The sequence below is a fragment of the Hoylesella loescheii DSM 19665 = JCM 12249 = ATCC 15930 genome (genome assembly GCF_000378085.1).
Lineage (GTDB): Bacteria > Bacteroidota > Bacteroidia > Bacteroidales > Bacteroidaceae > Prevotella > Prevotella loescheii.
In genome coordinates, this window is record NZ_KB899212.1 from 61614 (window position 1) to 87906 (window position 26293).

The window sequence follows — 26293 nt, forward strand, 5'->3', positions numbered from 1 at the left end:
GATCAAGGATACTTCTAGAAAATACCATTGATGGATTTACAGGACGGTTCTAAGAATTATTTTCTATGGGTTTTAGGCTTGTTTGTGCACGCCCCACACTTTTTCTCCCTTATTCCAGTCAATTTTGGTATCATAAGAAATTCGTCCCTCTCCCTCTGTTAATAAATATGTAAATTGCAAAAAACACAAAGAAAAGGCGTATCTTTGAACCAATGTGGGGGTTGAGGCTGGGCCTAGAAGCTGCTCTTTGCAAGCTGAAAGTTCATCGTTTCGTTCCATTCCCTTTCCTTTTGTGCGAAAATGGCGTGCTAATGCCATCGCAAGAAGCAGAAAACAGGCACGAAAACGACACTCGTTACCCTACACAAACGGTTGAGAAAACGATGCGAAAACAATCGGAAAACCCATGAACATCCACACGGATAATCCGATCATAGCGGTCAGACGAGTAAAGGATGCAGGGCATCAAACATGCCATGCAAATGCAACAAACGACTAAATCCCACACATCGACTGAACCCATAGCTCGTGGTTCGAGCCAAAACCTAGACAGAATTTTCCCTAAATCACTAATAAGATGATAAAGAAGTATATTCAAGAGAACGAAGAACGTATGCTCGATGAGCTTTTTAGCCTTATCCGCATACCCAGTGTTAGCGCCCAGCAGGCGCACAAACCTGACATGCAACGTTGTGCCGAAAGGTGGAAAGAGTTGTTGTTGATGGCTGGAGTAGACCGCGCCGAGGTGATGCCTTCTGATGGCAATCCCATGGTTTACGGTGAAAAGATGGTCGATCCCAATGCCAAAACCGTGCTTATTTACGGTCACTATGACGTTATGCCCGCAGAACCTTTCGAGCTTTGGAACAGCGAACCTTTCGAAGCAGAGGTGCGCGACGGACGCATTTGGGCACGTGGGGCCGACGATGATAAGGGCCAATCGTTCATCCAAGCTAAGGCTTTCGAGTACGTTGCGAAAAACAACCTGCTGAAACATAACATCAAATTCATCCTCGAAGGTGAAGAGGAAGTGGGCTCGCCCAGTCTTGGCGCATTCATCGAGAAACATAAAGAACTGCTGAAATGCGACGTGATACTGGTTTCGGACACTAGTATGATTGGCGAAGACATACCTACACTCACCACTGGACTTCGTGGAATTGCCTACTGGCAGATAGAAGTTACGGGGCCAAACCGCGACGTTCACTCTGGACATTACGGTGGAGCCATCGCCAATCCCATCAATGTGTTGTGCAAACTCATTGCCGATGCCACCAACGAAGACGGCAGAATACTCTTCCCCGGCTTCTATGATAAGGTGGAAGAGGCCAGCGACGACGAGCGTAAGATGCTCGCCAGCATACCGCTAGACCTTGAAGGCTATAAGAAATCCATTGAAGTTGACGAGCTGTTTGGTGAAAAAGGCTACTCAACACTTGAGCGTACGGGCTTCCGTCCTTCGTTCGACGTGTGCGGAATTTGGGGCGGATACACGGGCGATGGTGCTAAAACGGTTATCGCCTCTAAGGCTTACGCCAAGCTTTCATGCCGATTGGTACCGCATCAAGACTATAAGGAGATTGGCCAACTGGTAAGCGACTACTTCAAACGCGTTGCACCCAAGTCGGTTAAGGTAGACATCAAGTTCCTACATGGTGGTCAGGGCTACGTATGTCCCATTGATATGCCTGCCTACAAGGCTGCCGAGCGTGGTGTTGAAATGGTGTTTGGCAAACGTCCTTTGGCTGCTCGCTTGGGCGGAAGCATACCCATCATTTCCACTTTCGAGCAAATTCTGGGTGTTAAAACCATCCTCATGGGCTTCGGTTTAGAGTCTAACGCTATCCACTCGCCCAACGAAAACATGCCACTAAGCATGTTCCGCAAGGGTATCGAGGCTGTGGTTAACTTCCATCTGGAGTATGATAAGCTCTAAGTAGTAAGTGGTAAGGTAGTAAAGTAGTAAGTTGTAAGGAGTAAGTTTTGAGGAGTTAAAGGAGTTAAGGAGTAAAGAAGTTAAGCCAAAAGCATTGCTAATTTGCGCTGGTTTCTCGTAACCTCGTTTGCTTGCTCACAGGTCCGCTTGTTAACTCATCCACTTGTCACGCTCCCGCTTGCGCCGCATTACTCCCAATCTCGCTGCTAAACTCCACATCCACATAACGCTATTCACTCCCCTCTCCCCATTGGAGAGGGGGCAGGGAGTGAGGCTTCCTCACTCCCTTTTCTTTTCCCCCTTTTACCTGTAAACGATGCGAAGATCCCTTTTTACCCTTATACTGCTAGCCATCGCCTTAGCTGCCATCGCTGCCGAACCGCTTCGCGTGGCCTGCGTAGGCAATAGCATCACTTACGGTTACGGCCTTTCCGACCCCGCAACCGAATCTTATCCCGCCCAATTACAGCAAAAGTTGGGCAAAGGTTACGATGTGCGCAACTTCGGACACTCGGGCGCAACCCTTCTTTCGCGCGGTCATCGCCCCTACATTGAGCAAGAAGCGTATAAGAACGCCTTGGCTTTCAAGCCCGATATCGTGGTGATACACCTTGGCATCAACGATACCGACCCGCGCAACTGGCCGTTTTTCCGCGACGATTTTACCAAAGATTACATCGCGCTCATCCGTTCGTTCAAGGCCGCTAACGCCAACGCGACCTTCTACATCGCCAAGATGAGCCCCATATCGCATCGCCATCACCGCTTCTTAGCAGGCACGCGCGATTGGCACAAACTGATACAAGCCGCCATCGAACGTGTGGCAAAGGCCACAGGTGCACGCCTTATCGACTTCTATAATTCGCTGTTGCCTTTCCCACAGATGCTTCCCGATGGACTGCACCCCAACAAGGCTGGGGCAGGAGTTCTTGCACGCGTGGTGTACGAGGCGCTAACGGGCGACTTTGGCGGACTGCAAATGCCCCTTGTGTTCTCTGATAACATGGTGGTTAGTCGCAACCGCAACTTCGAAGTCTATGGAACGGCCAACGCAGGGCAGCGCGTTGTGGCTACGTTTAACAACGAAAAAAGCAGTACCGTGGCGCAAAACGATGGCACGTGGCGCATCTTTTTCGCTGTGCCTCGCATGGGAAAACCCTATACCCTCACCGTAACGAGCGAGCAACGAACGCTTAAGTTTAAGAATATTGTTGCGGGCGAGGTGTGGCTTTGCTCTGGTCAGAGCAACATGGCGTTCCCCTTAGCCAACGACGAACTGGGTAAAGAGGCGCTGACAATAGTTGACGACCCCAACCTGCGCGTGCTAAACCTCTTGCCAAGATGGGATACCGACAACACCGAATGGTCGCAATCGGCGCTCGATTCTACCAATAACTTGCAGTATATGCGTAGTAAAGGTTGGCAGCAAGCCACATCTAAAAACATGGGCGAGGTGTCGGCCGTGGCCTATTATTTTGCTAAGGTATTGCGTAGCTGTCTGGGGGTGCCCGTCGGTATCATTGTCAACGCTGTGGGTGGAAGTCCCATCGAGGCATGGATAGATCGCCAAACGCTTGAAGATGAATATCCCGAACTGCTGAACGACCGCTTTAAAGACAACGTGATGGTTATGCCTTGGGTGGTGCAGCGCATGCGAAAGAACATTGCGCAGGCCACCGATAAGTTGCAGATGCACCCCTATCAGCCCACCTATCTTTACGATGCGGCCATCAGGCCATTAGCCAAATACCCCATCAATGGTGTTATTTGGTATCAAGGCGAGTCGAATGCCGAGAACATGGAGATACACCAACGTTTGTTTCCACTTTTGTTAAGCTCGTGGCGAACCAACTGGGATAACTCCCAATTGCCTGTTTACATGGTGCAATTATCCAGCATCAACCGCCCTTCTTGGCCATGGTTCCGCAACAGTCAGCGAGTGATGGCCAACACCTTGCCATACGTTTACATGGCCGTGAGCAGCGATGTGGGCGATTCGCTCGATGTACATCCGCGCCAAAAATACCCTGTTGGCAAGCGATTGGCAAACCTTGCCCTTTATCATCAGTACGATTTTAAGCAGCTAACACCCTGTGGCCCTAGTGTGCAAAGTGCCACCATGGAACCCGATGGCGAGGTGCGAGTGTACTTTAATTGGGACAAAGGATTGAAAACGGCTGATGGTAAAGCGCTTCGCACGTTCGAAGTGGCAGGTTACGACGAGGTGTTCTATCCTGCCGAAGCCACCATCAAAGACCGCGAAGTAAGGCTTACGTGTCCGCAAGTGCCACATCCCGCCTTCGTGCGATATGGCTGGCAACCCTTCACAAGAGCCAATTTGGTGAATGGCGATGGCTTTCCCGCTTCTACGTTTAGGGTGGAAGTGAAGAGATAGGGCTGTGAGTTTTGTAGGTTTTTAAGTTCATGAGTTGGGGCATTAGGGTGGTTAATCCCCTCTTTGTATTCACTAACCCATGAACTTACAAACTTATAACCCCAGCAACTTAAACCGCCATTGATTTAGTTTCTAAACATCTTTGTTTCCAGCTCATAAACTTCCTAACTTCTAAACTCGCCAACTCAAAACGCTGTGGGCTTTGTACTTTACCTCTCAACTCATAAACCGATGAACTGATGAACTCAGAAACTCAAATAACCTTCTTCCTCAACTTGCCTTCTCCTTTAGGCACGCTCCATCTTGAAAGCGATGGCGAAGCCCTCACGTGCGTGCTTTTCGAGGGCGAGCAAGCTAAGCATCCTCAGGGCGTTACGTTAGAAGAAGCCCCCCAACTGCCCGTCTTTGTTGCTGCTCGTGCATGGCTTTCACATTATTTTGAAGGTCACAACCCAGGCACACCACCGCCTGTTCGTCCGCAAGGAACGCCTTTCCAGCTTTCCGTTTGGCAGCGTTTGCTCACCATTCCATACGGTTCGACCACCACTTACGGTGCTTTGGCCGCGTACCTAGCAGCGCATAACGCCTCGGGACGCATGTCGGCGCAGGCCGTAGGGCAAGCCGTGGGGCGTAATCCCATTAGCATCATCATCCCCTGCCATCGTGTTATAGGGACCGATGGAACGTTAACGGGTTATGCTGGTGGACTGGATAAGAAGACGTTTTTGCTAAATTTGGAACGTGGGGTGCAGCCCTGTGCAAACGATTAGTCGTTCTCCCTCGCGCGTGCGCACGTATATATATAAGGTGTAGGGTTCTGAATTAGAGACGCGAGGTGGGATTTTTGCGCGCATTTGGTGGTTTCGTGTATCTCAATTAATCGTCATTCGCCAATCAATGAAAGTGTTGTAGCCCAACGTTTTCATGGCTTATAAACCATAGTAAATATCCTAGCGTGTTGTTCCATGTTGTATGTACTCCTGTTCCATCTTATCTGGAATAGTGTTCCATATCAACTGGGCTGCTGTTCCAGATAAGATGGAACAGCAGTCCAGATAACATGGAACTCAACGAAAGCAGTGAAAGCAGTGTTTAAGAACTAAACGATTCGTGAGTTTGGAGATAATAAGCCGTGTGTCTTGAGCAATACTTGGCAGGTAAAGAAATGGCTATTTCGTTAACTACGGCGTAGCGGTTGGGCTGCAGGTAGGGTAGGGACGCAAAAGTGAAAGCGTGAAGAGGTGAAAAGATAACGTGAATGAACGAAGAATAGAGACATGAAATATAACCGACATTACCATGCAAACTAACCAACAGAAACAGACCAAGACCTACGGCCTTGTGAGGTTTGATGCACCATTTAGACAGGGTAGGTCGCTACCGCTCCCAACCCTGCCCTTCCAAAAGACCAACCGCTACGCGGTAGTTGGTGCAACGTCACTAACATATATATATGCCGTTATAAGTTTGTTGTTATCTCAAACTCATATATAATAAGCAAGATCGGGATGAGGATGCCATACGTTTTACGCAAAACTAAGGTGCAAGAAGATAACCTGATACCAACCACTGCGCAGTAGTTGATGCAACGTCACTAACATATATATGCGCCGTTATAAGTTTGTTGTTATCCCAAACTCATATATAATAAGCAAGATCGGGATGAGGACGCCACACGTTTTACGCAAAACTAAGATGTAAGAAGATACCATGATACCAACCGCTATGCGGTAGTTCATACAATACGGTCCTCTAATAGGCATGTTTAAATTAAGTTGTTGGATGTAGTTCGTCCCTAAATGACCAACTACTACGCGGTATTTGGCGCAACGCACACTAACATGTACACGTGCTGTTATAAGTTTGTTGTTATCCCAAACCCATATATTGTAAGCAAGATCGGGATGAGGTTGGCATACGTTTTAGGCCAGGTAAGGATGCAAGTAGAAGCCATTATACATGTATTCGGGATAAGATACCATACGTTTTAAGCAAGATAAGGATGCAAGAAGAAACCATTATACGTGAATTCGGAATAAGAGACGATGCTTTTTGAGCAAGATTAGATAACGAATGAATAGCTATATCGCCAACTACCGCGTAGCGGTTGGCCTGTTGGTAGGGCAGGGTTGGGAGCGAAAGCAACCTACCCTGCCTAGTTTGCGCAGAGAGAAAACAATGCCGTAGGTATTGGTCTGTTTCCGTTTAACACACCTTCAAGGTGAAGAATGGGCGCAAATCTCTCTTCGTTGGTCTGTTATCCTACCTGCTTATTGATGCCATTTTCTCTTCCAACAGGTCAGATTACACCCACAAACAACCAACATCCCCATACTGGCTAATCAATGGGAAAAGGACCAAGACCTACGGCCTTGTGGGGTTTGATGCACCACTTAGACAGGGTAGGTAGCTTTCGCTCCCAACCCTGCCCTACCAAAAGACCAACCGCTACGCGGTAGTTGGCGCAATACAGGCAGCTAATAGTCATGTTTAAATAAAGCAGTTGGATGGTGTCCGTCCTTAAATGACCAACCGCTACGCGGTAGTTGGTACAACATCCCTCACAGGGATATAGACTACGATGGGTTGTTTTGTTATCTCGAGCTGGCATAGCGATTGTTACCTATCCCGAACTTGCATGTTTATTGTGGAGATAGTTTTTAGTGGAAGAGGGCTGGGAACGAATGCGTTTACCAAATAGCATATAAACAAACAAAACGCCCGAAGGCGTTTCGTTGGGTGTACTTCCACCGGGAATCGAACCCGGATCAAAGGTTTAGGAAACCTACGTTCTATCCATTGAACTATGGAAGCCCTAAATGAATGTGGTGCAAAGTTACGTTAAAAGACGCACAATGCAAAATAAAAAGTGGCTTTTGTTAAGGCGTGTGTGATAAAAATGCTACATATTCGACATGCCGTGCAACAGAACTACAATGCCATAGAATGCACAATAGAGTGCAGCCAACACCAATGCGATAAGCTTTAAGCGCCTGCTTTTACGATAAGGGGCAAAGGCAAACCACAAGGCAGACACTGGAAAGAGTGCAAGTAGAAACAAACCCTTGGCCACGAGTATGTTTGTGGCAAACGAGAGCAAGAAAAACACCAAATAATAGGCAAATGCAAAGCCGATGGTTAGGCGCACGGCCTTGTCGCCTTTGGGCTTAGACAGCAAGGCGTAAGTGGCATAGATGATGGCGAGAAGCGTCACCCAAACCATGTCGTACATAAAGAAGAGGGTGAAATCGTTCATTGATTCTGATATTATAGGATGACTTTGTTGTGTGATAGTCAATAAAGACGGACAAGTAGGGATGGTTAGATAGGTCCTATCGAACAATCTATATAATAAGGTGGTGGCAACTATTGGCGTGCGTCAGTTCACTGCCAGCACGCCATACGCCCCCGTTGTAGATGCGCGATAACGTATAAGCTTGTTGCCTTGTGCGCCTTCAACCACGTTACCACCTGTTGAAAGGTTGTATTTGCGGTGACAATTGGCACAAGTGGCAAACCCATTGGCTTGCACCGTTAACGGGTAGCTGCGGCGTGGAATGGCTGTGGGCGAGTAGCAATTGGGGCATTGCTGGTCGTAGGCATAGAATGTGGGCGGGTCGGATAGCAAGCCGTAACCCAATATCAGTCCGTTGTTCATACCCAAAACCACACCTCGGCTTTGGTCAACAGCAGTGGCCTTTGATGCCTGTTGGTTTCCTCCGCCACCCTGAACAAAATTAAATTCAACATAACTGTTTTGACCCGTATAGCGAGTTTGCATGTTCACGGTGACGAAAACATTGCTGTGAGGAGTCATTGCCGAAGCCAATACGGCGTTGTTGTGTACCTGATTGTCGAAAAGAAAATAGGCACGATGGTCCGAAAACTCGTTTTCTGTTTTTCCGCACGAGCTTAATAGGGTGCAAGCCAATGGCAAAAGCATGGCGATAAGTAATGGATGAATCCTTATTTTGTGCATAAACAGATTGGTTAAAGGTGAAAAAGTGAAAAGGTGAAAAGGTGAAAAGAGGGCTCATGCCAATCAAAGTGGAAAGGATGAAAGGAAGGTTTCAACTGCTGATAAGTTGATTTGTTAACGAGTTTGCAGATTGCAAGTTAGCAAGAAACCTTTTCAAAGTAACTTAGCATTTGGCTTAACTCCTTAACTTCTTAACTCCTTAACTTACTCCTTACTACCTACTCCTTGCTCCTATTCGTACTTTATCACTTGCAGCAAGTCGGCAATCTTCTCCAATCCTTCCATCAATGGCTTCTTCACCATACCTTTAATGAAGGGGTTAAGTTCGGCTTTGATGGTAAGTTTCATCTTGCTGGCGTTGTCGCCATTGGGTACAACCTGAATCCAAAGATTGAAAGGCACGGGCGAATCGGCCGTTTCGAACTTGATGCATTTAGGTGCATCGCGTTCCACGATGCGCAATTTTATCTGCCCAACGGGATTAACGCTCACCGAGATAGAGTCGCTATCGAAGGTCATTTGTTCCAATTTGTCTTTGGGCAACTTGTCTTTTATGCGCTCAATGTTAGAGAGGTCGCTTAGAATATTAAACACCGCCTCTTGCTTATAGGGAATTTGTCGGATACTACTTTCGAATGTAGACATGTAAAGTGATTGAATATTAATAAATAGAAGTCGATAAAATGACCTCAATCACCCCACAACTGGCCTCACCCCCAACCCCTCTCCAAGGGGGAGAGGGGAGTAATATGCAGTGCTATTACAATGTTAACGATAAAATAATGCTATGTCGCAGCAAAACATTTTACTCCCCTCTCCCCCTTGGAGAGGGGTTGGGGGTGAGGCCAGTTGTGGGGTGGTTGTGGTTTGGAAAAGGCCGTTTGTGGTTTTATTTCTTAGGATCCCACTCTGCGGGGTTTAGTCGCCACTCGTTCAACAGCACCACATCTTCCTTGGCGATGTATCCCGTTTCAACGGCTTTTTGCACAACGTGTTCGTAATCGGTAAGCGTTACCAGCTTCACATCTGCCGCTTTAAACGCCTCTTCGGCAACGGAGAACCCGTAGGTGTAGGCTGCAACCATACCCACTACTTCGCAACCAGCCTTTCGGATAGCCTCGACAGCCTTCAAGCTACTGCCACCTGTGGAGATGAGGTCTTCGATAACCACAACCTTCTGACCCGCTTTCAGGTCGCCTTCGATCAGGTTTTCCAGTCCGTGATCTTTGGGCTTGCTCCTTACATACACAAAAGGAAGTTGCAGGGCATCAGCTACCAGCGCGCCCTGAGCGATTGCTCCCGTGGCAACACCTGCCACAGCGTCGGCTTGTGGGAAATGTTCGAGCACGGCATGCGTTAGTTCAAGCTTGATGAAACTGCGCAGTTGGGGGAACGATAGCGTGCGGCGATTGTCGCAATAGAAGGGCGACTTCCAGCCCGAAGCCCATGTAAAGGGGTCGTTGGGTTGCAACTTGATGGCGTTAACCTGAAGCAGGCGTGCTGCAAAATCTTTCTTGATGTTGTCCATATCCTTGTGTGGGTTTATTGGTTTGAGACTAAAAGCCATTGTGGCAGCTCGATGCGAGTCGCTGCGGTGGCATGTCGTCCCGTTATATATACTATATATAATAATGTGCAAAGTTACGCTATTTATCCTATTGGGCAAAATTTATGCGGTGCGTTCTGTTGCCTTATTTTAGCGATATAAATGGTGATGGAGAATGTTTAACGTCTTTTTAGTGGTGTGGCGAAACATCTTTTTACTTTCTTTTTTATGTTGGCTCGTCCGTTTTTTATATCTTTGTAACCATCTGCGAATACCTAAAACCCCAATGGCGCTTATGTTAAGAATGCCGACGATAATAAGTTTTCAAGCCAAATTGTTAACAATAAGGCTGATTGTCGCACTGCTAATGTTGTGCGGAGTGGCAGTTTTGCGTGCTCAAAACATTGTTGAGGGTACGGTGCTTACCGATTCGCTCAGTCCCAATGCTCGCTGTACCGTCACCCTTTACGATAAGGATGATAAGCAATGGCAAGCTTTGGCATGCGACGAAAAGGGAAAATTCCGCGTGGAGAACGTGCCGAACGGTCCACTTCGCGTGGAGGCGAAGGCCATTGGGTATGTGGCGCAGAGCAAGAAAGTGTTTCTCTTTGGAAACACAAAGATGCAGGTAGACTTCACGTTGAAGTCGGAGGCCATCAACTTAAAAGAGGTAGAGGTGAAGTCGAGCCCAATGATTGTGAACGGCGATACCACTACCTACATCGTATCGAGGTTTACTACGGGGCGCGAAAAGGTGCTGAAAGACGTGGTGAACAATCTACCTGGCATGCGATACGATGATAAGGACAACTCGCTAACCGTAAACGGCAAGCGCGTGAGCAAGGTATTGGTGCAGGGCGAAGACCTCTATCAGGGCAATGTTTCTACGCCGATGGAGAACCTTCCCGCGTCGGGTGTGGATAACTTTAAGGTTATCGACAACTATTCGGAGTACAATGTGTTCTCTGGTTTCCAAAGTAGTAACCAAACGGTGGTTGACCTTTCGATGAACAAAAGCATGCGCGGACGGATCAAAGGACAAGCCGAAGCGCAGGGCGGACTGTTGAACAAGGCCATGGCGAAAGGTTCGGCTATGCTGTTGGGTAAGCGAATGATGGGCAATCTCATTGCGGGAGGCAACAATACAGGCGAACAACTGATGAAACCTGCCGACATCGTGAATATCAGTGGTGGGTATAGCGAATTGCTTTCGGGCGATGATCCGATGGCTAACATGCGTAAGGCGTTTACCGATTATGCCATGATGCTAGACTATCGCGAGAACGTTTACCGCAGGAATAATGGGCTGGTGTCGCTCAACACTGTATCGACGCCAGGCAAAAACATGAAGATTTTGTGGAACGGAATGGTGGGAGCCGACCGCTATCGAATGAAAAGCATAGACCATTATGCCTATCAAGGCGGACTGGCATACACCGATTCTACCCTCGAACTGCAAGATAAACGCCACTTCCTATCCAATATCAAGTTCAAGTTGGCCAACCAAAAGAACATGGAACTGACGTTCGCCAATCGCAGCTACTTTGGAACGACCGACGGAAATGCCGACCGACAGCTGCAAGGCGTTGGTCTTAACGAACAGACGAAAGGTCGAATGGCCACGATAAACAACGCCTTGGTGTGGCTTTATCGCCATGGCAAGAATGTGTTCAGCTACAAGGCCGATCTCAATTTCTTGTTCAGCAACAACCGTTACGACTTTTCTTCGCTCCCTACGCCAGTCTTTAAGTCGCCCACTTTGCATTCTGAGATGAACATACGCAGGTTGGAATTTTCGGGTTCGGCACAATATGTGCGTCGATTTGCCGATGATTACTTCTTGCGAATAGCTTTGCGACATGGTCTGCAAACCTTCTCTACCACCATAAAAGGCGACAGCATGGGCATGGATAACCCTGCTTTGAAGATGCCTTATCGCTTTTACGACAACGGCGCAGAACTGAGTTTGAACAAAGATTTGGGTAAGTTTAGGTTCGGTTTGGGTGGCATTTTCCATCATTTCAGTTTGCGATCGTCGCGCCCCTTATCGTTCGGCGTATCGCCAAAGATGGCCTTTTCGCCCCTGCTTAACCTCACCTATCGCGTTAGCATGATGCATTATATGGAGCTTCGGCTTAAAAGCAGATACGAATTAATGGGTGCTGGTGAGGTGTTCGATGGTCCCTACATCTCCGATTTCAGAAGTGTGAGCTACGCGCAGATAGAAAATGCGCTCGCCCATACCACCGAACTCACGGCGATGCAGGTATATGGCAACCTATTTAAGGGCATAACCCTCTTTAATATGGTATCGCTTAGCTACAACCACAATGCTTTGGCTTACGATTATAGCATGACCGACGGGTTGGTTTCGCGTGTCGTTAGTCGCAATGCATCGGGTGGAAAGGGGCTTAGTTTGGTCTCGATGATAGAGAAAAAGCTGGTATCAACGCCGCTTAACTTCCGTCTTTTCGGTGGATTGAGCCTTGCCCGTTCCCCATTCTTTTATCAGGGCGTGGCGCAAACGTCGAATACTCGTTCGTTCAATCTCAACTTCAACGTCAAAACCTACTACAAACACGGGTTTAATGGCGAACTGTTTGCTGCCGCGGCATGGGTGAATAACAAGAGCGAACTGCTTCGGTCGCACCAAAACGATTATCGCTTGGAAGGCGAATTGGGCTATATCGCCACCAAGTGGCAAGCTACGGTGAGGTTGGGACAACGCTGGCGCAAGTTGAGTGGTAGCGGAACAGACTACACCGTCTTGCGATTCGGCATGGAATACGACCTCAATAAGCATGTACGCTTAAAGGCTTCGGCACAAGATATGCTCAATCTGAAGGAACGACTGATGCAAGAACGCGTGGTGGACAACTACTACGTTAACACTCGAAACATCCATTACATGCCTGGAAACGTGATGATTGGGGCGATGGTTAATTTCTAGACCGCTCCCAAGCGATATACATTAATTGAACACTTAAATAGATAAACGTATGAAAAAGTTCCTATTATCCCTCGCCGTAGTGTTGCTCGCGGCACTGCCTTTCGCAGTTAACGCCCAGCAGCTAACCGTTGAATACGAAACGCGCGTTAACGCTAATTCGCCCGATGCGATGAAAGACGCAGGCTTGCCAGACGAGATGCGCAAGGCATTGGTTAGTGCGGTGGCCCATGTTAAGGCTGGCTATGTGCTGTGCATAGATGGCGGACAGGTTGAAGGGCGTGCACAAGCGGCGAAAGAAAAACAAATGGTTAATTTCATGGGGCAAACCTTCGATGCCAACGAGTTTGTGAAAAACCAACTCGAAAACATCATATACTTCAACAAAGATACCAAAAGGCAGGTGTCGAAAGTGGTGGTGATGGGTAAGCATTATTTGTTGGTCGACCCCTTGAAGGCCGATACCTTCGACGTGCAACCCAATGAAAAGAAAGACATCTTGGGTTACGAATGCGTGAAGGCGGTAAGCAAAGACGGCAAGCAAGTTATCTGGTTTACCAAGCATATCCCAGTAGATGCAGGCCCTGTGTATGCCAATGTGGGCGGATTGATTCTCGAAGCCGAACTGAAAGACCAAATATTCGTGGCCAAGAACATCTCGATGAGCGTAGACCACGCCATAAAAGAACCCACGGGAGGCGAAGAAATGACCGAAAAGGCCTTTAAAGAAAAGATGAAAAAGTATGTGGAAATGATGCGAAGGGGACAGTAAACACCAAGCGATGGCAAGGCGATGCAGGCCAAAACCTTGCCTTCGATACCTTTCTTAATCAAAGAAGGGCAGGTTTTTCATGCTCGTATTGCACGCTTAGTTCTCCTTGATTAACAAGTTCTTCTAATGATACTTGCTGTCCTTAGCCTGCTTAAAACCCCAATCGTCCATAAGACCGCTTATCAAATAGTTCAAGGTGTTTCCATCGCTTCCTATTCATCTTTCGTTTGCTTGTCGGCATCTTGCCTGTCTTATTCTCTTGACGTAGCCCGCTACGCCTTTAAGAATAAGACAGGCAATATGCTCAACAACCAAACAAAATCTGTACAGGCTCTAATGGCCGATTTGGGTTAAAACCCAAAAAAAATCACTACCTTTGCATCTGCTTACAGAAAAATCGAAATAGAACAGCATGAATATTGAAAGCGAGATAATAGCAGCCGTAGTGCAAGCGGTGAAAGAATGTTATGGCCAAGACGTGCCAACAACGATGGTTCAGTTGCAAAAGACAAAGGCCGAGTTTGAGGGAAACCTCACGCTCGTGGTGTTCCCGTTCCTTAAATTGTCGAAGCTGAAACCCGAAGACACCGCCCAACAGTTGGGCGATTATCTGGCTAAGCACTGCAAGGTGGTACAAAGCTTCAACGTGGTGAAGGGTTTTCTCAACCTCACCATTGCCCCCGCAGCGTGGATTAGCTTGCTCAACCGCATCGATAGCGAACCTCGCTTCGGCGAAAAGATCGTTAATGAGCAGTCACCACTTGTGATGGTGGAGTATTCTTCACCCAATACCAACAAGCCTTTGCACCTCGGACACGTGCGAAACAACCTTCTCGGATGGTCGTTGGCTCAGATTATGGAGGCCAACGGCAACCGTGTGGTGAAGACAAACATCGTTAACGACCGCGGAATACATATCTGTAAGTCGATGTTGGCATGGAAAAAGTGGGGTAATGGCGCAACTCCCGAGAGCACGGGAAAGAAAGGCGACCACCTCATCGGCGACTATTACGTGGCCTTCGACCAACATTATCGTGCCGAGTTGTCAGAACTTACGGCCAAATTTAAGGCTGAAGGTATGACCGATGAAGAGGCAGAGAAGCGCGCTAAGGAAGAATCGCCACTGATGAAAGAGGCGCACGACATGCTTGTGCGTTGGGAACAGGGCGACGAAGAGGTGCGTGCGCTGTGGAAGAAGATGAACGATTGGGTGTATCAAGGCTTCGACGAGACCTACAAAGCTATGGGCGTAGGTTTCGACAAGATATATTATGAGTCGGAAACCTACCTCGAAGGCAAGGCCAAAGTGGAAGAAGGACTGGCCAAAGGGCTGTTCTTCCGCAAACCCGATGGCAGTGTTTGGGCCGACCTTAGCAACGAAGGACTCGACCAAAAACTGCTGCTCCGAGCCGACGGAACAAGCGTTTACATGACCCAAGACATCGGAACGGCCGACCTCCGCTTTAAGGATTACCCCATCGACAAGATGATTTACGTGGTGGGTAACGAGCAAAACTACCATTTCCAAGTGCTTTCTATTCTGCTCGACAGGCTTGGATTTAAGTGGGGAAAAGAACTGGTGCACTTCTCTTACGGTATGGTTGAACTGCCAAATGGCAAGATGAAGAGTCGCGAAGGTACGGTGGTAGACGCCGACGACCTGATGGAAGAGATGGTTTCTGCCGCTCGCCGTACCAGCGAAGAGTTGGGTAAGTTTGCCGATATGACCGAAAACGAGCGCAACGAGATTGCTCGCATCGTGGGCATGGGTGCGCTTAAATACTTTATTCTCAAGGTCGATGCACGCAAAAACATGCTCTTCAATCCCGAAGAAAGTATCGACTTCAATGGCAATACAGGTCCATTTATACAATATACATACGCCCGCATACGCAGCATTATGCGTAAAGCCGAGGCCGAAGGCATTGTTCTGCCCAGCGTTTTGCCCGATACGCTACCCCTCAACGAGAAGGAAGTGCAGCTCATTCAGAAGCTCAACAGCTTCGAGGCAGTGGTTGAGCAAGCCGGAAAAGATTACAGTCCCAGTGGCATAGCTAACTATTGCTACGAACTGACCAAAGACTTTAACCAGTTCTACCACGATTACAGCATCCTCAACGCCGAGAGTGGCGAGGCCAAAACATTGCGTTTGGCACTGGCAAAAAATGTGGCCAAGACTATCAAGAACGGCATGCAGCTGCTGGGCATCGAGGTTCCTGAGAGAATGTAAGTCATGGTATCGCAACTCGTTAACCCGCCATCGCATCGCACCGACACCGTGTTGCCGCTGCCCGCAGAGGTCTCGGCCAATGCGTGGGCTGTGGATGCAGCTTGTTCGGGCAACCCTGGGCCGATGGAATATCAAGGTGTCGACCTACAAACGGGTTATCCCGTGTTCCATTTCGGACCAGTTCACGGCACCAATAACATCGGCGAATTCCTTGGCATTGTTCATGCCTTGGCCCTGATGCAGCAACGAGGCATAACCAATAAGGTGATATATTCCGATAGTTATAACGCCATATTGTGGGTACAAAAAAAGAAATGTAAAACCAAACTGGAACGCAACGCTAAGACCGAAGAACTTTTTCGAGTGATAGAAAGAGCCGAACGGTGGTTGCAAACCCATGAGGTTAATACACAAATAGTTAAATGGGAAACCTCCAAATGGGGGGAAATACCAGCCGATTTTGGGCGAAAGTGAAAACTTTCGCCCTTTTTTTGATAATTGTTCGCTTTTTTCTTGCGAGTCTGTTTTATTATCTTTACTTTTGTGGAGGTTAAATAATTAGAAACTTAAATGCTTTGGAAATGAAAAAGACTTTTATCGCATTATCGCTACTCGCTATTCCTACCATGATGTGGGCACAGGACGAGAATGAGATTAACGTAGACGCGCAGGTTCGCGCAAGGGCCGAATACCGTAACGGTTATCAAGAATTACGCCCCGAAGGAGCACAACCCGCATTCTTCGTTAATGAAAGAGCTAGGTTGGGAATTGGTTACCAACGTGGCGATGGACTTAGTGCCAAGCTCTCTGTTCAACAAGTTTCCGTGTGGGGAAAGTACCGACAGATTGAAAAAAGCGGTGATATTATGATGAACGAGGCTTGGGGACAACTTCGTTTTGGTGAGAACTTCTTCGCTAAATTAGGTCGTCAAATCCTTTCATACGATGACGAACGTCTCTTCGGTGAACTCGATTGGAACGTGGCTGGCAGAAGTCACGACGCTTTAAAGCTGGGTTATGAGAATGATATGCACAAGTTGCACCTCATCTTAGCTTTCAGTCAGGAAGAAGAGAGACTGCTAGGTACAAAGTATAATCATACTGGACAGCCCTACAAGCACATGCAAACCTTGTGGTACCACTATGGAAATGAGGAAAAACCCTTTGGTATTTCAGCTTTGTTCTCTAATCTAGGTTGGGAGCATAACCCTTCTGCAGAAGGCGATGCTAGGTTTATGCAGACCCTCGGTGCATACGTAACATATCGTCCAGAGAAGTTCGATTTGCAGGCTTCTGTTTATTACCAAACGGGTAAACAGTATGTTACATACAACAAAATTTCTGCTTGGATGGCTAGTGTTAATGCTGGTTTCATGCCCAACGAACAATGGAAGTTTAACTTGGGATATGATTATCTAAGCGGTGAAGATGGAAAGGGAGACACTTATAACGCATTTGATCCTCTTTATGGCACGCATCATAAGTTCTATGGAGCGATGGACTACTTCTATGTAACTGGACATCGTACACTTGGTCTACAAGACATTCAGCTGGGCGTAACCTTTACTCCCAACGAAAAGCTTGCGTTGAAAGCCAACGGACACTACTTCTTGGATGGTGTAAAGATTGATGGCAAGGATCAGGGACTTGGTGCAGAAGTGGATTTGCAGCTAGATTATGAGCTAATGAAAGACGTGAAGCTCACCGTTGGTTACTCTACGATGTTTGCTTCAAAGTGGCTGCCTGCTCCTGCTGGCCCCGAAAGCTACAAGCGTTGGCAAGACTGGGCGTTCGTTTCGCTCAACATCAACCCCCGCATCTTATCGTTTAAGTGGTAAGCACGCTTAGCCTAACAACGACATTCACATAACGCTAGGGTTGGCGAACGGTATGCCGTTTGCCAACCCTAGCTTCTTTTTGCCTTGGCCGAAACAAGCCTTTGCGTTAAGCCGACAGTAAAGCGTGGGCTTGAAAAATAGCCCTGACAACTTGTGAACTCGTTAACTTGCCTGCCGAAAAAGAGTAATAAAACACCATTTTCAGCTCTCTTGAAGCAGTAGAGGTTTTCTCTTGTGTTGTTCCATGTTATCTGGAATGCTGTTCCAGTTGAATTGGAACACTGTTCCAACTTAGCTGGAACAGGAGTCCAACTTAGCTGTAACAAAGCGAGAGCTGAAAAAGCTCACTACAAGAGTTTATCGGGTGAGGAATGAAAGATGGCGTTTGGAGGGCGGAAGGATGAGTTGGTGGCGATGATAGGCTGTGCAATGAACCGCCCAGATAGTGCCGAACGAGTATCAAACGTTACGTGAATTCGGGATAAAATATGATGCTATCTTGAACAAGATTAGATAAAAAACGAGTGGTTATCTCACCAACTAGCGCTACGCGATAGTCGGCATAGCGAACAGCTCTTATCCCTAACTCGCCCATCGTTTATCAAGCAAACCGATTTTGGCTAACAAAAGGTGTCGTAGTTGTTGAGCTATTCGAACAGAACATAACACTAGCTTAGAGGAAGAAGCTTGCCAACAAATGGCTTTACCACACCTTCATATAAGGTTTCACGGTAAATTTCAGGTCGTAATTCGTTGCCCGTCATTTGCCATGAGGGGATAAAGCAGACGATGTAAATGCAGCCGTCAATGTAGTAAGGCACGCCATATATGGGACATTTGTATCCGTCTATCATGCATTGCTTGAACTTTGGGGCATTAATTTTCCACCTTTTTCCTGTAGACTTCACTGCGACGATAACCATCGTTTCTTCTTTATCGCCATTCTTCTGCACCCGTATGGTTTTCATTGCAATGGTAAGTGGGTGGGCGAGCCACGAAGCGTCGAAAGTTCTTAATATGGCTTTTACGTATTGCCTATCGCTCTTATCCCCTTTCGCCTGCGCGAAGCCTTTGCCCGTCCAATACAGTTTGAGTTCGTCTTGGGCAGATACAATCTGGTAATGCGGTACTTGTTGTCGCCCCGTGGAATCTGCTTGCAGACTGTCCTTACCATGATTTAATGCTACGACGTTAGATGCCAATGCCGTAGTCGTTTGTAAGATGCAAGCGCAGAGCATGCAAAATAGTTTTCTTTTTGAGTTCATCTGTTTATGGGTTTGTTAGTTTAGATGTCAAATTTAAGTTTAAAAGTTGCAGCATTCTAGGCTGTTAAAGTGGTTTTTGGGGTATATGAAGATGACTAAAAAGGGTGTTAAGGCGTTAAGATTATTAAGGGGGCAAGTCCATACTGCGATCTAAATACTTATTAATTCATTAAACAATAAACTTGCTAATAAACTCTTCCATCACATTCCCATCAAATATCTCCTGCTTAATCAGTCGAAATTTAGGTGGAATGCCGATAGCCTTAGTGCCATCGAAAACGGTGAATGGGGCCGTTTCGCGATGTATCTCGTCACAGCAGTTGGCGTTGATGAAAGCCTGATGCACCGTAGCACCGCCCTCAACGATGAGTGTTTGCACATTGTCTTGATACAGTTGGGCAAGCAATTGGGCAATGGCTTGTTGGCGATGCAACACCAGTCGGCGCGGGCTTTTGCCCCACCAATGGCGCGTGTTCAGTGCAGGATGTTCGCGTTCGTCGGTGGTTTTGCCCACCAAAATGGCGTCGCACTCTGCCCTGAGCTTATGCGACAGCATCTGGGTGAAGGGCGTAGAGATGGCCAAGGCGCGGTAATGGTCGTCGATGAAGCCGTTGGCCGTTTGCGCCCACTTCATGATCACATACGGACGTTGTTCGCGTTGGAACACGATAAAATGGCGATTCAGTGCCAAGCATTCTTTTTCAAGCACCCCCACAACCACCTCGATGCCCGCCCTACGTAGCTTTTCGATGCCTCGCCCTTGCACTTTGGCGAAGGGATCGATGCATCCCACCACCACGCGCGCCACTCCCTTGTGGATGATAAGGTCGGCACAGGGTGGTGTTTTGCCGTAGTGCGAGCACGGTTCGAGGCTAACATAGAGCGTAGCATGGGGTAAAAGGGCCTCGTCTTCGGGTCTAACTGCGGCAAAAGCATTTACCTCCGCATGTTCTGCACCGCAATGCACATGGTAGCCTTCGCCGATAATGCGGTCGCGATAAACAATCACCGCCCCCACCATGGGGTTGGGTTTAGCCCCCAACAGTCCGCATCGGGCCAGTTGTAAGCATCGGCGCATGTAGCGTTCGTCGGTTGTTTGCTCGACGTTCGCGCACGTTTGTGCCGTGGCCTGTCCAGTATTGGCAGGGTCAGATAAGTCCTTTTGGATTTGCGGCAACCATTTTTCCGTGTCGTTCACATTGCTTTTATCCATTTTTTTTCTTATTTTTGCAGCCATGACTTACCCCGAATTGTGGCGCCGTTTGTTGCCCCTTTACGATGAAGGCGAGGCCAAGGCCATTGTAAGGATGGTGCTTGACGTCGGCTTCGGACTGTCGTTGGCCGATGTTTACGCAGACAAAGTTACACAATTATCGCAAGACGATGCCCGCCTACTCCACAAAATGATGGATAAACTGGTGCAAGGCGTGCCCGTGCAGTATGTGTTGGGCTGCGCTGAGTTTGCTGGGCGCACGTTCGAAGTGGGGCAGGGGGTGCTCATCCCACGACCAGAAACCGAGGAATTGTGTGCTTGGATTGTGCAGGTTTGCAAGGATAGGGCCACCACTGGCACACCGCCCACGTTGTTAGACATTGGCACAGGCAGCGGATGTATTGCCACAACGCTGGCCCTCGACTTGCCCACATGGCGCGTTTCGGCCATAGACATATCGCAAAAGGCCCTCGACATCGCCACACGAAACGCCCAAAAGCTGGACGCTGAGGTGCAATTCGCCCTGCAAGACGCGCTTTGCATGCCTCCCGACACCAACTTGTGGGATGTGATTGTTAGCAACCCGCCCTACATTATGCAGTGCGAGGCACTGCAGATGGAGTCCAACGTGTTGCAGAACGAACCCCACTCGGCCCTCTTCGTGCCCAACGAAGAGCCGCTGTTGTTTTACGAAAGCATCGCCCGATATGCCTTGCATGCCCTGAAAAGTGGTGGAAAACTGTTTTTCGAGATAAACCCCTTATGCCACGATGCCATGCAAAGAATGTTGATCGACATGGGTTGGCAGGCGATTGAAACACGTAACGACGCCTTCGGAAAGCAGCGAATGATGTCGGCGACAAGGCCAAAGGGAGTGAAGTAGTAAAGTAGTAGAAGTAGTAAGGAGGGGGAGGAGTGAGTTGGGAAGTTAAGAAGTTAAGGTGTTAAGAAGTTAAGCCAAATGCTTGTTTGCACAATGGCAATGTTCTCGTTAACTTGTTAACTCGTCAACTGGTCTACTTGTATAAAGGCGAAAAGGTGAAGAGGTGAAAGATGAAAAAATGGCTGCACCTATTAACTTATCAACTCGTTAACTCGTCAACAGGTGAACCTGTCAACATACAACGCCCTTGTTAACTCGTCAACCCGTTAACTTATGAACTAAATATCCAACGATGGAAGACAGACAAAAGCAAATAACCGAAGAACAAGCACGCACCCGTTTGGCCGCACTTTGCGCCCGAGCAGAGCATTGCACAGGAGAGATGCGCGAGAAAATGTGGCGTTGGGGCATTGCCGAAGACGCACAACAGCGCATCGTAGACTATCTTGTAGCGAACAAGTATGTAGACGACGAGCGATTTTGTCGTATGTTCGTGCGCGACAAGATTACTTATAATCGCTGGGGACGACGAAAGGTGGAGCAGGCATTGATGGTTAAACGCATTTCGAGCGACATATATAAACCCATATTAGATGAAGTGGCTGCGGAAGATTTTACGGCCGTTTTGCGCCCGTTGCTCGAAAGTAAGCGCCGCACTTTGAAAGCTGCCACCGACTACGAACTGAATATGAAGCTGATAAAGTTTGCCCTGAGTCGTGGCTTCGATATGGAAACCATCCGCAAATGCTTAACCGATGTCGACGAGTTCACCGAAGATTAGTCTTTGGGCACGCATCGTAAGCTTGCTTGCACCCCGTTCGTGCGCCGTCTGTGGCACGCGACTCGAGCCCCATGAAGACATCGTTTGCGCCCTTTGCAACCTTTATCTGCCCCGAACCAACTACGCCATCAGCCCCTACGACAACGAGATGGCGCAGCTGTTTTGGGGTCGCGTGCCCATTGAGCGATGTGCCGCCCTGCTGCATTATCAGGCTGCCGCGCCTGCTAGTGCCTTGCTTTACAAGCTGAAATACGGCAATCGTCCCGATTTGGGCATAGAATTAGGACAGCTGATGGGCAAAGAACTGCTGCCAACAGGTTTCTTTGAGGGCATCGATTTCATTGTTCCTGTGCCGCTAGCACGACAAAGGGTGCGGCAAAGAGGTTATAATCAGAGCGAAATGTTGGCGCAAGGCATCGCCCAAATCACAGGTTTGAAAGTGAAACGGAAGCTTATTCGCCGCATCGTAAATACCGAAACGCAAACCCATAAAGACCGATGGGAGCGCGCCGACAATGTTAACCACGCCTTTAAATTGGTTGGGCGACTTCCCAACGCAGGCTGCCACGTGCTTTTCGTGGATGATGTCGTTACCACAGGAGCCACCCTTTGCGCCTGTATGGGCTGCCTTTCGGGTATCCCCAACATAAAGGTGAGCGTGTTGAGTGTGGGCGTAGCGCTCACGCGATGAGGCTGGTCGGCCTGTAATTTCCACCGCAAAAAGCTGCTGTTTGATGGCCGTTTGATAGAGAAACATGGTTTTAGAATTTATCGCTTCTAAGCAACGAAAACCCACAATACGGCATCATGTTTGGCTACAAGCCTTTGGTAGTGGGTCTACAAATGGTTTGTAGTGTGTCTACCAATGGTTTGTAGTGTGACTACAGTTGGTTTGTAGTCGCAGTACAAATGGATTAGTACTACGCGGTGGTTGGTGATATAGCCATTCGTTTTTATCTAATCTTGCTCAAAAAGCATCGTGTCTTGTCCCAAATTCACGTATTAGTACTGATTCATTGATGGCAAAGCTTGTTGGCAGATGATATTCTAAAACCAGTTCTTTTCTGACTATAAAACATGCATAAACCTGAAAATACCCAACAATAGGTATTGTGAAGTTTCGCGAAAACAAGTAATTTTGCTTGCGAGAAGAATAAGAACATGGTTGACATGAAAAGACATATAGGGCTACAAGCAGATTGCCTTTATTGTAAAGCGCACTGTCTGGGAAATCAGACAGTGCGCTTTTTTTGTGAACGCGGTCAAACATTGTTCTCTTTTAACCCACCTTATAATATATAGAACGATATGCAAGTGAAGAAAGATGATGTTCGGTGTCGGATTATTTCCGTAGCTCATGATGAGTTTGTTCGCAATGGCGTGAAGAAAACTTCTATGCGAACCATTGCCAAACGATCGGGGGTGGCACTGGGAAATATCTATAAATATTTCGAGAGCAAGGATAAAATATTGTGCGCGGTGCTAGCTCCGTTGCTTAAGGCATTAGACGAATACATGCAGTATCACAACAGCAGCGAACACTTGGTGATAGATTTTTCTTTGGTAGAGCAGATGCAAAAGCAGATGATGAATAGGCTTTTGGAGTTGATAGGAAAGTTTAGGGCCGAACTGAAGCTACTGTTTTTCAACGCCGAAGGTACGTCGCTGGAGGGCTATCGTGACCGCTTGACCAAGCAACAAACGCAATTGGGTATGGAATACCTGCAAATGTTGAAGCAGAAATACCCCCAATTGCATGTCGATATATCGCCGTTTCTGATGTATATCGTCTGCTCGATGTGGACGGCCGTTCTCTTTGAGATTGTGCAACACGAAGAACTTACGGAAGCAGAAATCACCAAATTCTTTGCCGAATACTTCGAATTCTCGGTCGCAGGTTGGCGAAAACTGATGAAGGCATAGTCCTTTGAGTTTATGAGTTGGTGAGCTTTTGAGTTTTTGAGTTCATAAGTTTATGAGTTATTGAGGCTTTAAGTTTATGCCCTTATTAGATCAATGGCTCATAAACACTTAAACCCAACAGCTTATAAGCAGATGAATTTACCAACTTATAAATTAAAGAACTCACCTACTCAAATACTCATAACCCCATAAATTAAACAACTAATAAACTCAAATACAATGAAAATAGAACGTGTAAATAGGGGTTTCAAACGCACCTCTGTATGGATACTCAGGCATAGATGGCTGGTGTTGGCCGCCTTTGCCATGTTAATGGCCCTCTCGGTTGTAGGCACCAAGCGCATCGTGATGAAGACATCGTTCGACGATTACTTCCTCGAAGACGACCCCGTGCTGGTTAAGACGAACGAGTTTAAGTCTATCTTTGGCAACGACTATTATGCGGCCGTGCTGGTTAAGAGCAAAGACATCTTCTCGCATCGTAGCCTTTCGCTCATCCGCGAACTAAGTAACGAATTGCTCGACAGCCTTTCGTATGCCGAAAAGATTACCTCGCTCACCGATTTAGAGTTTACAGTGGGTACCGATGAGGGAATGACCATCGAACAAATAGTGCCCGACGAGATACCCACCGATGCCGCTTCGTTGGCGGCTATTAGAAAAAAAGCCTTCAGTAAACCATATCTAGCCCGCAAGTTGGTATCGAAAGACGGTACGATGACATGGATAGTGGTGAAGCTACGAACGTTTCCGCCCGAGCAGGAGTGGAAAAAGACGAGTCGTACATCGCCTGACATACTTACGGGAAAAGAACTGGCGCACATCATTAGCAAGCCCAAGTACCAAGAATTGTCGCCCAACGCCTCGGGTATGCCCTATCTTGCCCACGAAAAAGTCACCTTCTTGCAGGGCGAAATGGGCCGTTTGATGCTTTTCGCCTTCGTTGCTTCCATCTTGGTTATGCTTTTTGTAACGCGCTCGTTCCGTGGTGTGGTTGCGCCGTTGCTTACCTCGATGATAGGCATATTGCTGGGTTATGGTGTCATTGGCTGGACGGGCATCTACGTAGATCAGCCCACCGTGATGATTGCCGTTATACTGGCATTCGCTTGTTCGATAGCCTATAACATCCACCTTTACAACTTCTTCAAAACCCGATTTGTGCAAACGGGACGTCGACGCACGTCTGTCGTCGAGGCTGTGGGTTCAACTGGGTGGGGCGTATTGCTCTCCGGACTTACCACCATTGCAGCAATGGCAACCTTCTTGTCTATGAAAATCGTGCCGATGCAGGCCATTGGACTTAACACCTCACTTTGTTTGCTGGGCGTTTTGGGCACTTGTCTCTTCATTACGCCTGTGTTATTGTCGTTTGGACGCAACCGAAAGCCACACCCCCACATGAATCATAGCATCGAAGGACGGGCTGGAACACTCTTCGAACGGCTTGGCAACTTCGTCATTCGTCGCCATCGTTCAGTCGTTATCGTGTCAGTGGTGTTCACCGCGTTTTGTGCTGTCGGTCTGTTCAGCATCGAACCCGCCTTCGATGTCGAACGTACCATGGGCCGAAAAGTGCCTTACGTGGCTCGTTTTCTCGACCTCTGCCAAACCGAATTGGGTAGTATGTACTCGTACGACGTGATGATTGTGCTACCCAAAGCAGGCGATGCCAAACTGCCAAGCAACCTAGAAAAACTAGACAAACTAAGTCGCATTGCCCAAACCTACAAGCTAACCAAGCGCCACAACTCCATTCTCGACATCATAAAGGATATGAATTGCACGCTCAATGCCAATAAAGACTCGGCCTATACCATACCCCACGACCCCAATATGGTGGCTCAGCTGTTGTTGCTTTACGAGAACGCAGGCGGAACCGAGGCCGAATATTGGATGGATTACGACTATAAGCGGCTGCGTTTGCAGATAGAACTCAACTCGTATAACTCGAACGAGGCCGAGAAAGAAATGCAACTGATAGAGCAAGAGGCACAAAAGCTGTTCCCCAATGCCCATGTGTCGGCTGTGGGAAACATTCCCCAGTTCACCGCTATGCAGCAATACGTGGAGCGTGGGCAAATGTGGTCGATGTTGCTTTCTGTGCTTGTCATTGGCGTTATCCTTGTTTTTATCTTCGGCAACTGGAAAGTAGGGCTCATCGGCATGATACCTAACATTGCCCCAGCTATCATCGTGGGTGGCATGATGGGATGGTTAGATTATCCGTTAGACATGATGACGGCATCGCTTATCCCCATGGTGTTGGGTATTGCCGTAGACGATACCATTCATTTCATCAATCATGGGCATCTGGCCTACAATCGTTATGGCGACTATAACATGGCCATCAAGCACACCTTCCGCACAGAAGGTCTCGCCATCGTTATGTCTACGGCGATCATTTCGGTAACTTTCGCCGGCTTTACGGTTTCTAGTGCCATCCAAGTGCGCAACTGGGGCATACTGGCTATTGCCGGAATGGTGTCTGCCTTGTTGGCCGACCTCTTCATTACGCCCATCTTGTTTAAGTATTTGCACATCTTCGGCAAGGGCCAAACAGGCAAGGGCAACGGCTGAAACAT

General features: G+C 47.9%; 21 protein-coding genes, 1 tRNA gene and 1 pseudogene. 15 read left to right on the forward strand and 8 right to left on the reverse strand.

Features of this window, described 5'->3' with window-relative positions; all coding sequences use genetic code 11:
• Nucleotides 1-72: 72 nt before the first annotated feature.
• The gene (locus tag F453_RS15635; protein WP_148295833.1) at nt 73-279 is read right to left on the reverse strand and encodes a hypothetical protein; all 207 of its coding nucleotides are present in this window, start codon (nt 277-279) and stop codon (nt 73-75) included.
• A 298-nt stretch (nt 280-577) separates the two neighbouring features.
• Between F453_RS15635 and F453_RS0103965 the strand changes: the two genes are divergently transcribed.
• The 3 genes from F453_RS0103965 (at nt 578) to F453_RS0103975 (ending at nt 5101) form a co-directional block, all read left to right on the forward strand.
• The gene (locus F453_RS0103965; protein ID WP_009236629.1) at nt 578-1936 is read left to right on the forward strand and encodes a dipeptidase; all 1359 of its coding nucleotides are present in this window, start codon (nt 578-580) and stop codon (nt 1934-1936) included.
• A gap of 316 nt (nt 1937-2252) precedes the next feature.
• Nucleotides 2253-4331, forward strand: coding sequence for a GDSL-type esterase/lipase family protein (locus tag F453_RS0103970; protein WP_018966838.1), 2079 nt, complete (start codon nt 2253-2255; stop codon nt 4329-4331).
• A 239-nt stretch (nt 4332-4570) separates the two neighbouring features.
• Complete coding sequence (locus F453_RS0103975; protein ID WP_018966839.1) at nt 4571-5101, forward strand: methylated-DNA--[protein]-cysteine S-methyltransferase; 531 nt, start codon at nt 4571-4573, stop codon at nt 5099-5101.
• Between the two features lie 1972 nt (nt 5102-7073).
• Here the strand turns inward: F453_RS0103975 and F453_RS0103980 are convergent.
• The 5 genes from F453_RS0103980 to pyrE all read right to left on the reverse strand — a co-directional run bounded on the left by F453_RS0103980 (nt 7074) and on the right by pyrE (nt 9838).
• A tRNA-Arg gene (locus tag F453_RS0103980) sits at nt 7074-7145 on the reverse strand.
• 88 nt (nt 7146-7233) lie between these two features.
• Nucleotides 7234-7587: a hypothetical protein gene (locus F453_RS0103985; protein WP_018966840.1), complete on the reverse strand. Its 354-nt coding sequence runs from the start codon at nt 7585-7587 to the stop codon at nt 7234-7236.
• A 123-nt stretch (nt 7588-7710) separates the two neighbouring features.
• Nucleotides 7711-8310 carry a hypothetical protein gene (locus F453_RS0103990; protein WP_018966841.1) on the reverse strand — a complete coding sequence of 200 codons (600 nt, stop codon included), beginning with the start codon at nt 8308-8310 and terminating at the stop codon, nt 7711-7713.
• Between the two features lie 231 nt (nt 8311-8541).
• The gene (locus F453_RS0103995; RefSeq protein WP_018966842.1) at nt 8542-8955 is read right to left on the reverse strand and encodes an SRPBCC family protein; all 414 of its coding nucleotides are present in this window, start codon (nt 8953-8955) and stop codon (nt 8542-8544) included.
• A gap of 244 nt (nt 8956-9199) precedes the next feature.
• Nucleotides 9200-9838: an orotate phosphoribosyltransferase gene (gene pyrE / locus F453_RS0104000; protein ID WP_018966843.1), complete on the reverse strand. Its 639-nt coding sequence runs from the start codon at nt 9836-9838 to the stop codon at nt 9200-9202.
• Nucleotides 9839-10160: 322 nt separating this feature from the next.
• Here pyrE and F453_RS0104005 point away from each other — a divergent pair, with 322 nt between their 5' ends.
• The 7 genes and pseudogenes from F453_RS0104005 (at nt 10161) to F453_RS16075 (ending at nt 18061) form a co-directional block, all read left to right on the forward strand.
• Nucleotides 10161-12806, forward strand: a complete 2646-nt coding sequence (locus tag F453_RS0104005) for a carboxypeptidase regulatory-like domain-containing protein (protein ID WP_234398334.1) — start codon at nt 10161-10163, stop codon at nt 12804-12806.
• Between the two features lie 49 nt (nt 12807-12855).
• Entirely contained in the window at nt 12856-13575 is a 720-nt protein-coding gene (locus F453_RS0104010) for a GLPGLI family protein (protein WP_018966845.1), read from the forward strand.
• Between the two features lie 126 nt (nt 13576-13701).
• Nucleotides 13702-13929 (forward strand): hypothetical protein, encoded by a 228-nt coding sequence (locus tag F453_RS14070; protein WP_018966846.1) that lies wholly within the window; start codon nt 13702-13704, stop codon nt 13927-13929.
• 58 nt (nt 13930-13987) lie between these two features.
• Entirely contained in the window at nt 13988-15805 is a 1818-nt protein-coding gene (gene argS, locus F453_RS0104015; protein WP_018966847.1) for an arginine--tRNA ligase, read from the forward strand.
• A gap of 3 nt (nt 15806-15808) precedes the next feature.
• Nucleotides 15809-16279: an RNase H family protein gene (locus F453_RS0104020; RefSeq protein WP_018966848.1), complete on the forward strand. Its 471-nt coding sequence runs from the start codon at nt 15809-15811 to the stop codon at nt 16277-16279.
• Nucleotides 16280-16386: 107 nt separating this feature from the next.
• Nucleotides 16387-17643, forward strand: a complete 1257-nt coding sequence (locus F453_RS0104025) for an alginate export family protein (protein WP_025789883.1) — start codon at nt 16387-16389, stop codon at nt 17641-17643.
• A gap of 244 nt (nt 17644-17887) precedes the next feature.
• Nucleotides 17888-18061: pseudogene (locus tag F453_RS16075) on the forward strand (thioesterase).
• A gap of 250 nt (nt 18062-18311) precedes the next feature.
• Here F453_RS16075 and F453_RS0104030 read toward each other — a convergent pair.
• Both F453_RS0104030 and ribD read right to left on the reverse strand, forming a co-directional pair.
• The gene (locus F453_RS0104030; protein WP_018966850.1) at nt 18312-18908 is read right to left on the reverse strand and encodes a hypothetical protein; all 597 of its coding nucleotides are present in this window, start codon (nt 18906-18908) and stop codon (nt 18312-18314) included.
• A 169-nt stretch (nt 18909-19077) separates the two neighbouring features.
• Nucleotides 19078-20121, reverse strand: a complete 1044-nt coding sequence (ribD, locus tag F453_RS0104035) for a bifunctional diaminohydroxyphosphoribosylaminopyrimidine deaminase/5-amino-6-(5-phosphoribosylamino)uracil reductase RibD (RefSeq protein ID WP_244869409.1) — start codon at nt 20119-20121, stop codon at nt 19078-19080.
• A gap of 22 nt (nt 20122-20143) precedes the next feature.
• Between ribD and prmC the strand changes: the two genes are divergently transcribed.
• The 5 genes from prmC to F453_RS0104060 all read left to right on the forward strand — a co-directional run bounded on the left by prmC (nt 20144) and on the right by F453_RS0104060 (nt 26288).
• A complete protein-coding gene (prmC, locus tag F453_RS0104040) occupies nt 20144-21004 on the forward strand; it encodes a peptide chain release factor N(5)-glutamine methyltransferase (protein WP_018966852.1) in 861 nt (286 codons plus the stop codon).
• Between the two features lie 292 nt (nt 21005-21296).
• On the forward strand, nt 21297-21785 hold the full coding sequence (locus F453_RS0104045) for a regulatory protein RecX (RefSeq protein WP_018966853.1): 489 nt from the start codon (nt 21297-21299) through the stop codon (nt 21783-21785).
• On the forward strand, nt 21760-22476 hold the full coding sequence (locus F453_RS0104050) for a ComF family protein (RefSeq protein ID WP_018966854.1): 717 nt from the start codon (nt 21760-21762) through the stop codon (nt 22474-22476). Before F453_RS0104045 ends, F453_RS0104050 begins: the two co-directional genes overlap by 26 nt.
• 617 nt (nt 22477-23093) lie before the next feature.
• A complete protein-coding gene (locus F453_RS0104055; RefSeq protein ID WP_025789885.1) occupies nt 23094-23708 on the forward strand; it encodes a TetR/AcrR family transcriptional regulator in 615 nt (204 codons plus the stop codon).
• A gap of 219 nt (nt 23709-23927) precedes the next feature.
• Nucleotides 23928-26288: an efflux RND transporter permease subunit gene (locus F453_RS0104060; protein WP_018966856.1), complete on the forward strand. Its 2361-nt coding sequence runs from the start codon at nt 23928-23930 to the stop codon at nt 26286-26288.
• The last annotated feature ends 5 nt before the right edge of the window (nt 26289-26293 follow it).

Excerpts from the sequence above, each read along its gene's own strand:
- prmC (WP_018966852.1), top strand. The coding sequence starts at position 20,144 with ATGACTTACCCCGAATTGTGGCGCCGTTTGTTGCCCCTTTACGATGAA.
- F453_RS0103965 (WP_009236629.1), top strand. The coding sequence starts at position 578 with ATGATAAAGAAGTATATTCAAGAGAACGAAGAACGTATGCTCGATGAG.
- F453_RS0104020 (WP_018966848.1), top strand. The coding sequence starts at position 15,809 with ATGGTATCGCAACTCGTTAACCCGCCATCGCATCGCACCGACACCGTG.
- F453_RS0104055 (WP_025789885.1), top strand. The coding sequence starts at position 23,094 with ATGCAAGTGAAGAAAGATGATGTTCGGTGTCGGATTATTTCCGTAGCT.
- F453_RS0104030 (WP_018966850.1), bottom strand. The coding sequence starts at position 18,908 with ATGAACTCAAAAAGAAAACTATTTTGCATGCTCTGCGCTTGCATCTTA.
- F453_RS0103995 (WP_018966842.1), bottom strand. The coding sequence starts at position 8,955 with ATGTCTACATTCGAAAGTAGTATCCGACAAATTCCCTATAAGCAAGAG.
- F453_RS0104050 (WP_018966854.1), top strand. The coding sequence starts at position 21,760 with ATGTCGACGAGTTCACCGAAGATTAGTCTTTGGGCACGCATCGTAAGC.
- F453_RS0103975 (WP_018966839.1), top strand. The coding sequence starts at position 4,571 with ATGAACTCAGAAACTCAAATAACCTTCTTCCTCAACTTGCCTTCTCCT.
- argS (WP_018966847.1), top strand. The coding sequence starts at position 13,988 with ATGAATATTGAAAGCGAGATAATAGCAGCCGTAGTGCAAGCGGTGAAA.
- F453_RS15635 (WP_148295833.1), bottom strand. The coding sequence starts at position 279 with ATGGAACGAAACGATGAACTTTCAGCTTGCAAAGAGCAGCTTCTAGGC.
- F453_RS0104025 (WP_025789883.1), top strand. The coding sequence starts at position 16,387 with ATGAAAAAGACTTTTATCGCATTATCGCTACTCGCTATTCCTACCATG.
- ribD (WP_244869409.1), bottom strand. The coding sequence starts at position 20,121 with ATGGATAAAAGCAATGTGAACGACACGGAAAAATGGTTGCCGCAAATC.
- F453_RS0103985 (WP_018966840.1), bottom strand. The coding sequence starts at position 7,587 with ATGAACGATTTCACCCTCTTCTTTATGTACGACATGGTTTGGGTGACG.
- F453_RS0104060 (WP_018966856.1), top strand. The coding sequence starts at position 23,928 with ATGAAAATAGAACGTGTAAATAGGGGTTTCAAACGCACCTCTGTATGG.
- pyrE (WP_018966843.1), bottom strand. The coding sequence starts at position 9,838 with ATGGACAACATCAAGAAAGATTTTGCAGCACGCCTGCTTCAGGTTAAC.
- F453_RS0104010 (WP_018966845.1), top strand. The coding sequence starts at position 12,856 with ATGAAAAAGTTCCTATTATCCCTCGCCGTAGTGTTGCTCGCGGCACTG.
- F453_RS0104005 (WP_234398334.1), top strand. The coding sequence starts at position 10,161 with ATGCCGACGATAATAAGTTTTCAAGCCAAATTGTTAACAATAAGGCTG.
- F453_RS0103970 (WP_018966838.1), top strand. The coding sequence starts at position 2,253 with ATGCGAAGATCCCTTTTTACCCTTATACTGCTAGCCATCGCCTTAGCT.
- F453_RS14070 (WP_018966846.1), top strand. The coding sequence starts at position 13,702 with ATGATACTTGCTGTCCTTAGCCTGCTTAAAACCCCAATCGTCCATAAG.
- F453_RS0103990 (WP_018966841.1), bottom strand. The coding sequence starts at position 8,310 with ATGCACAAAATAAGGATTCATCCATTACTTATCGCCATGCTTTTGCCA.
- F453_RS0104045 (WP_018966853.1), top strand. The coding sequence starts at position 21,297 with ATGGAAGACAGACAAAAGCAAATAACCGAAGAACAAGCACGCACCCGT.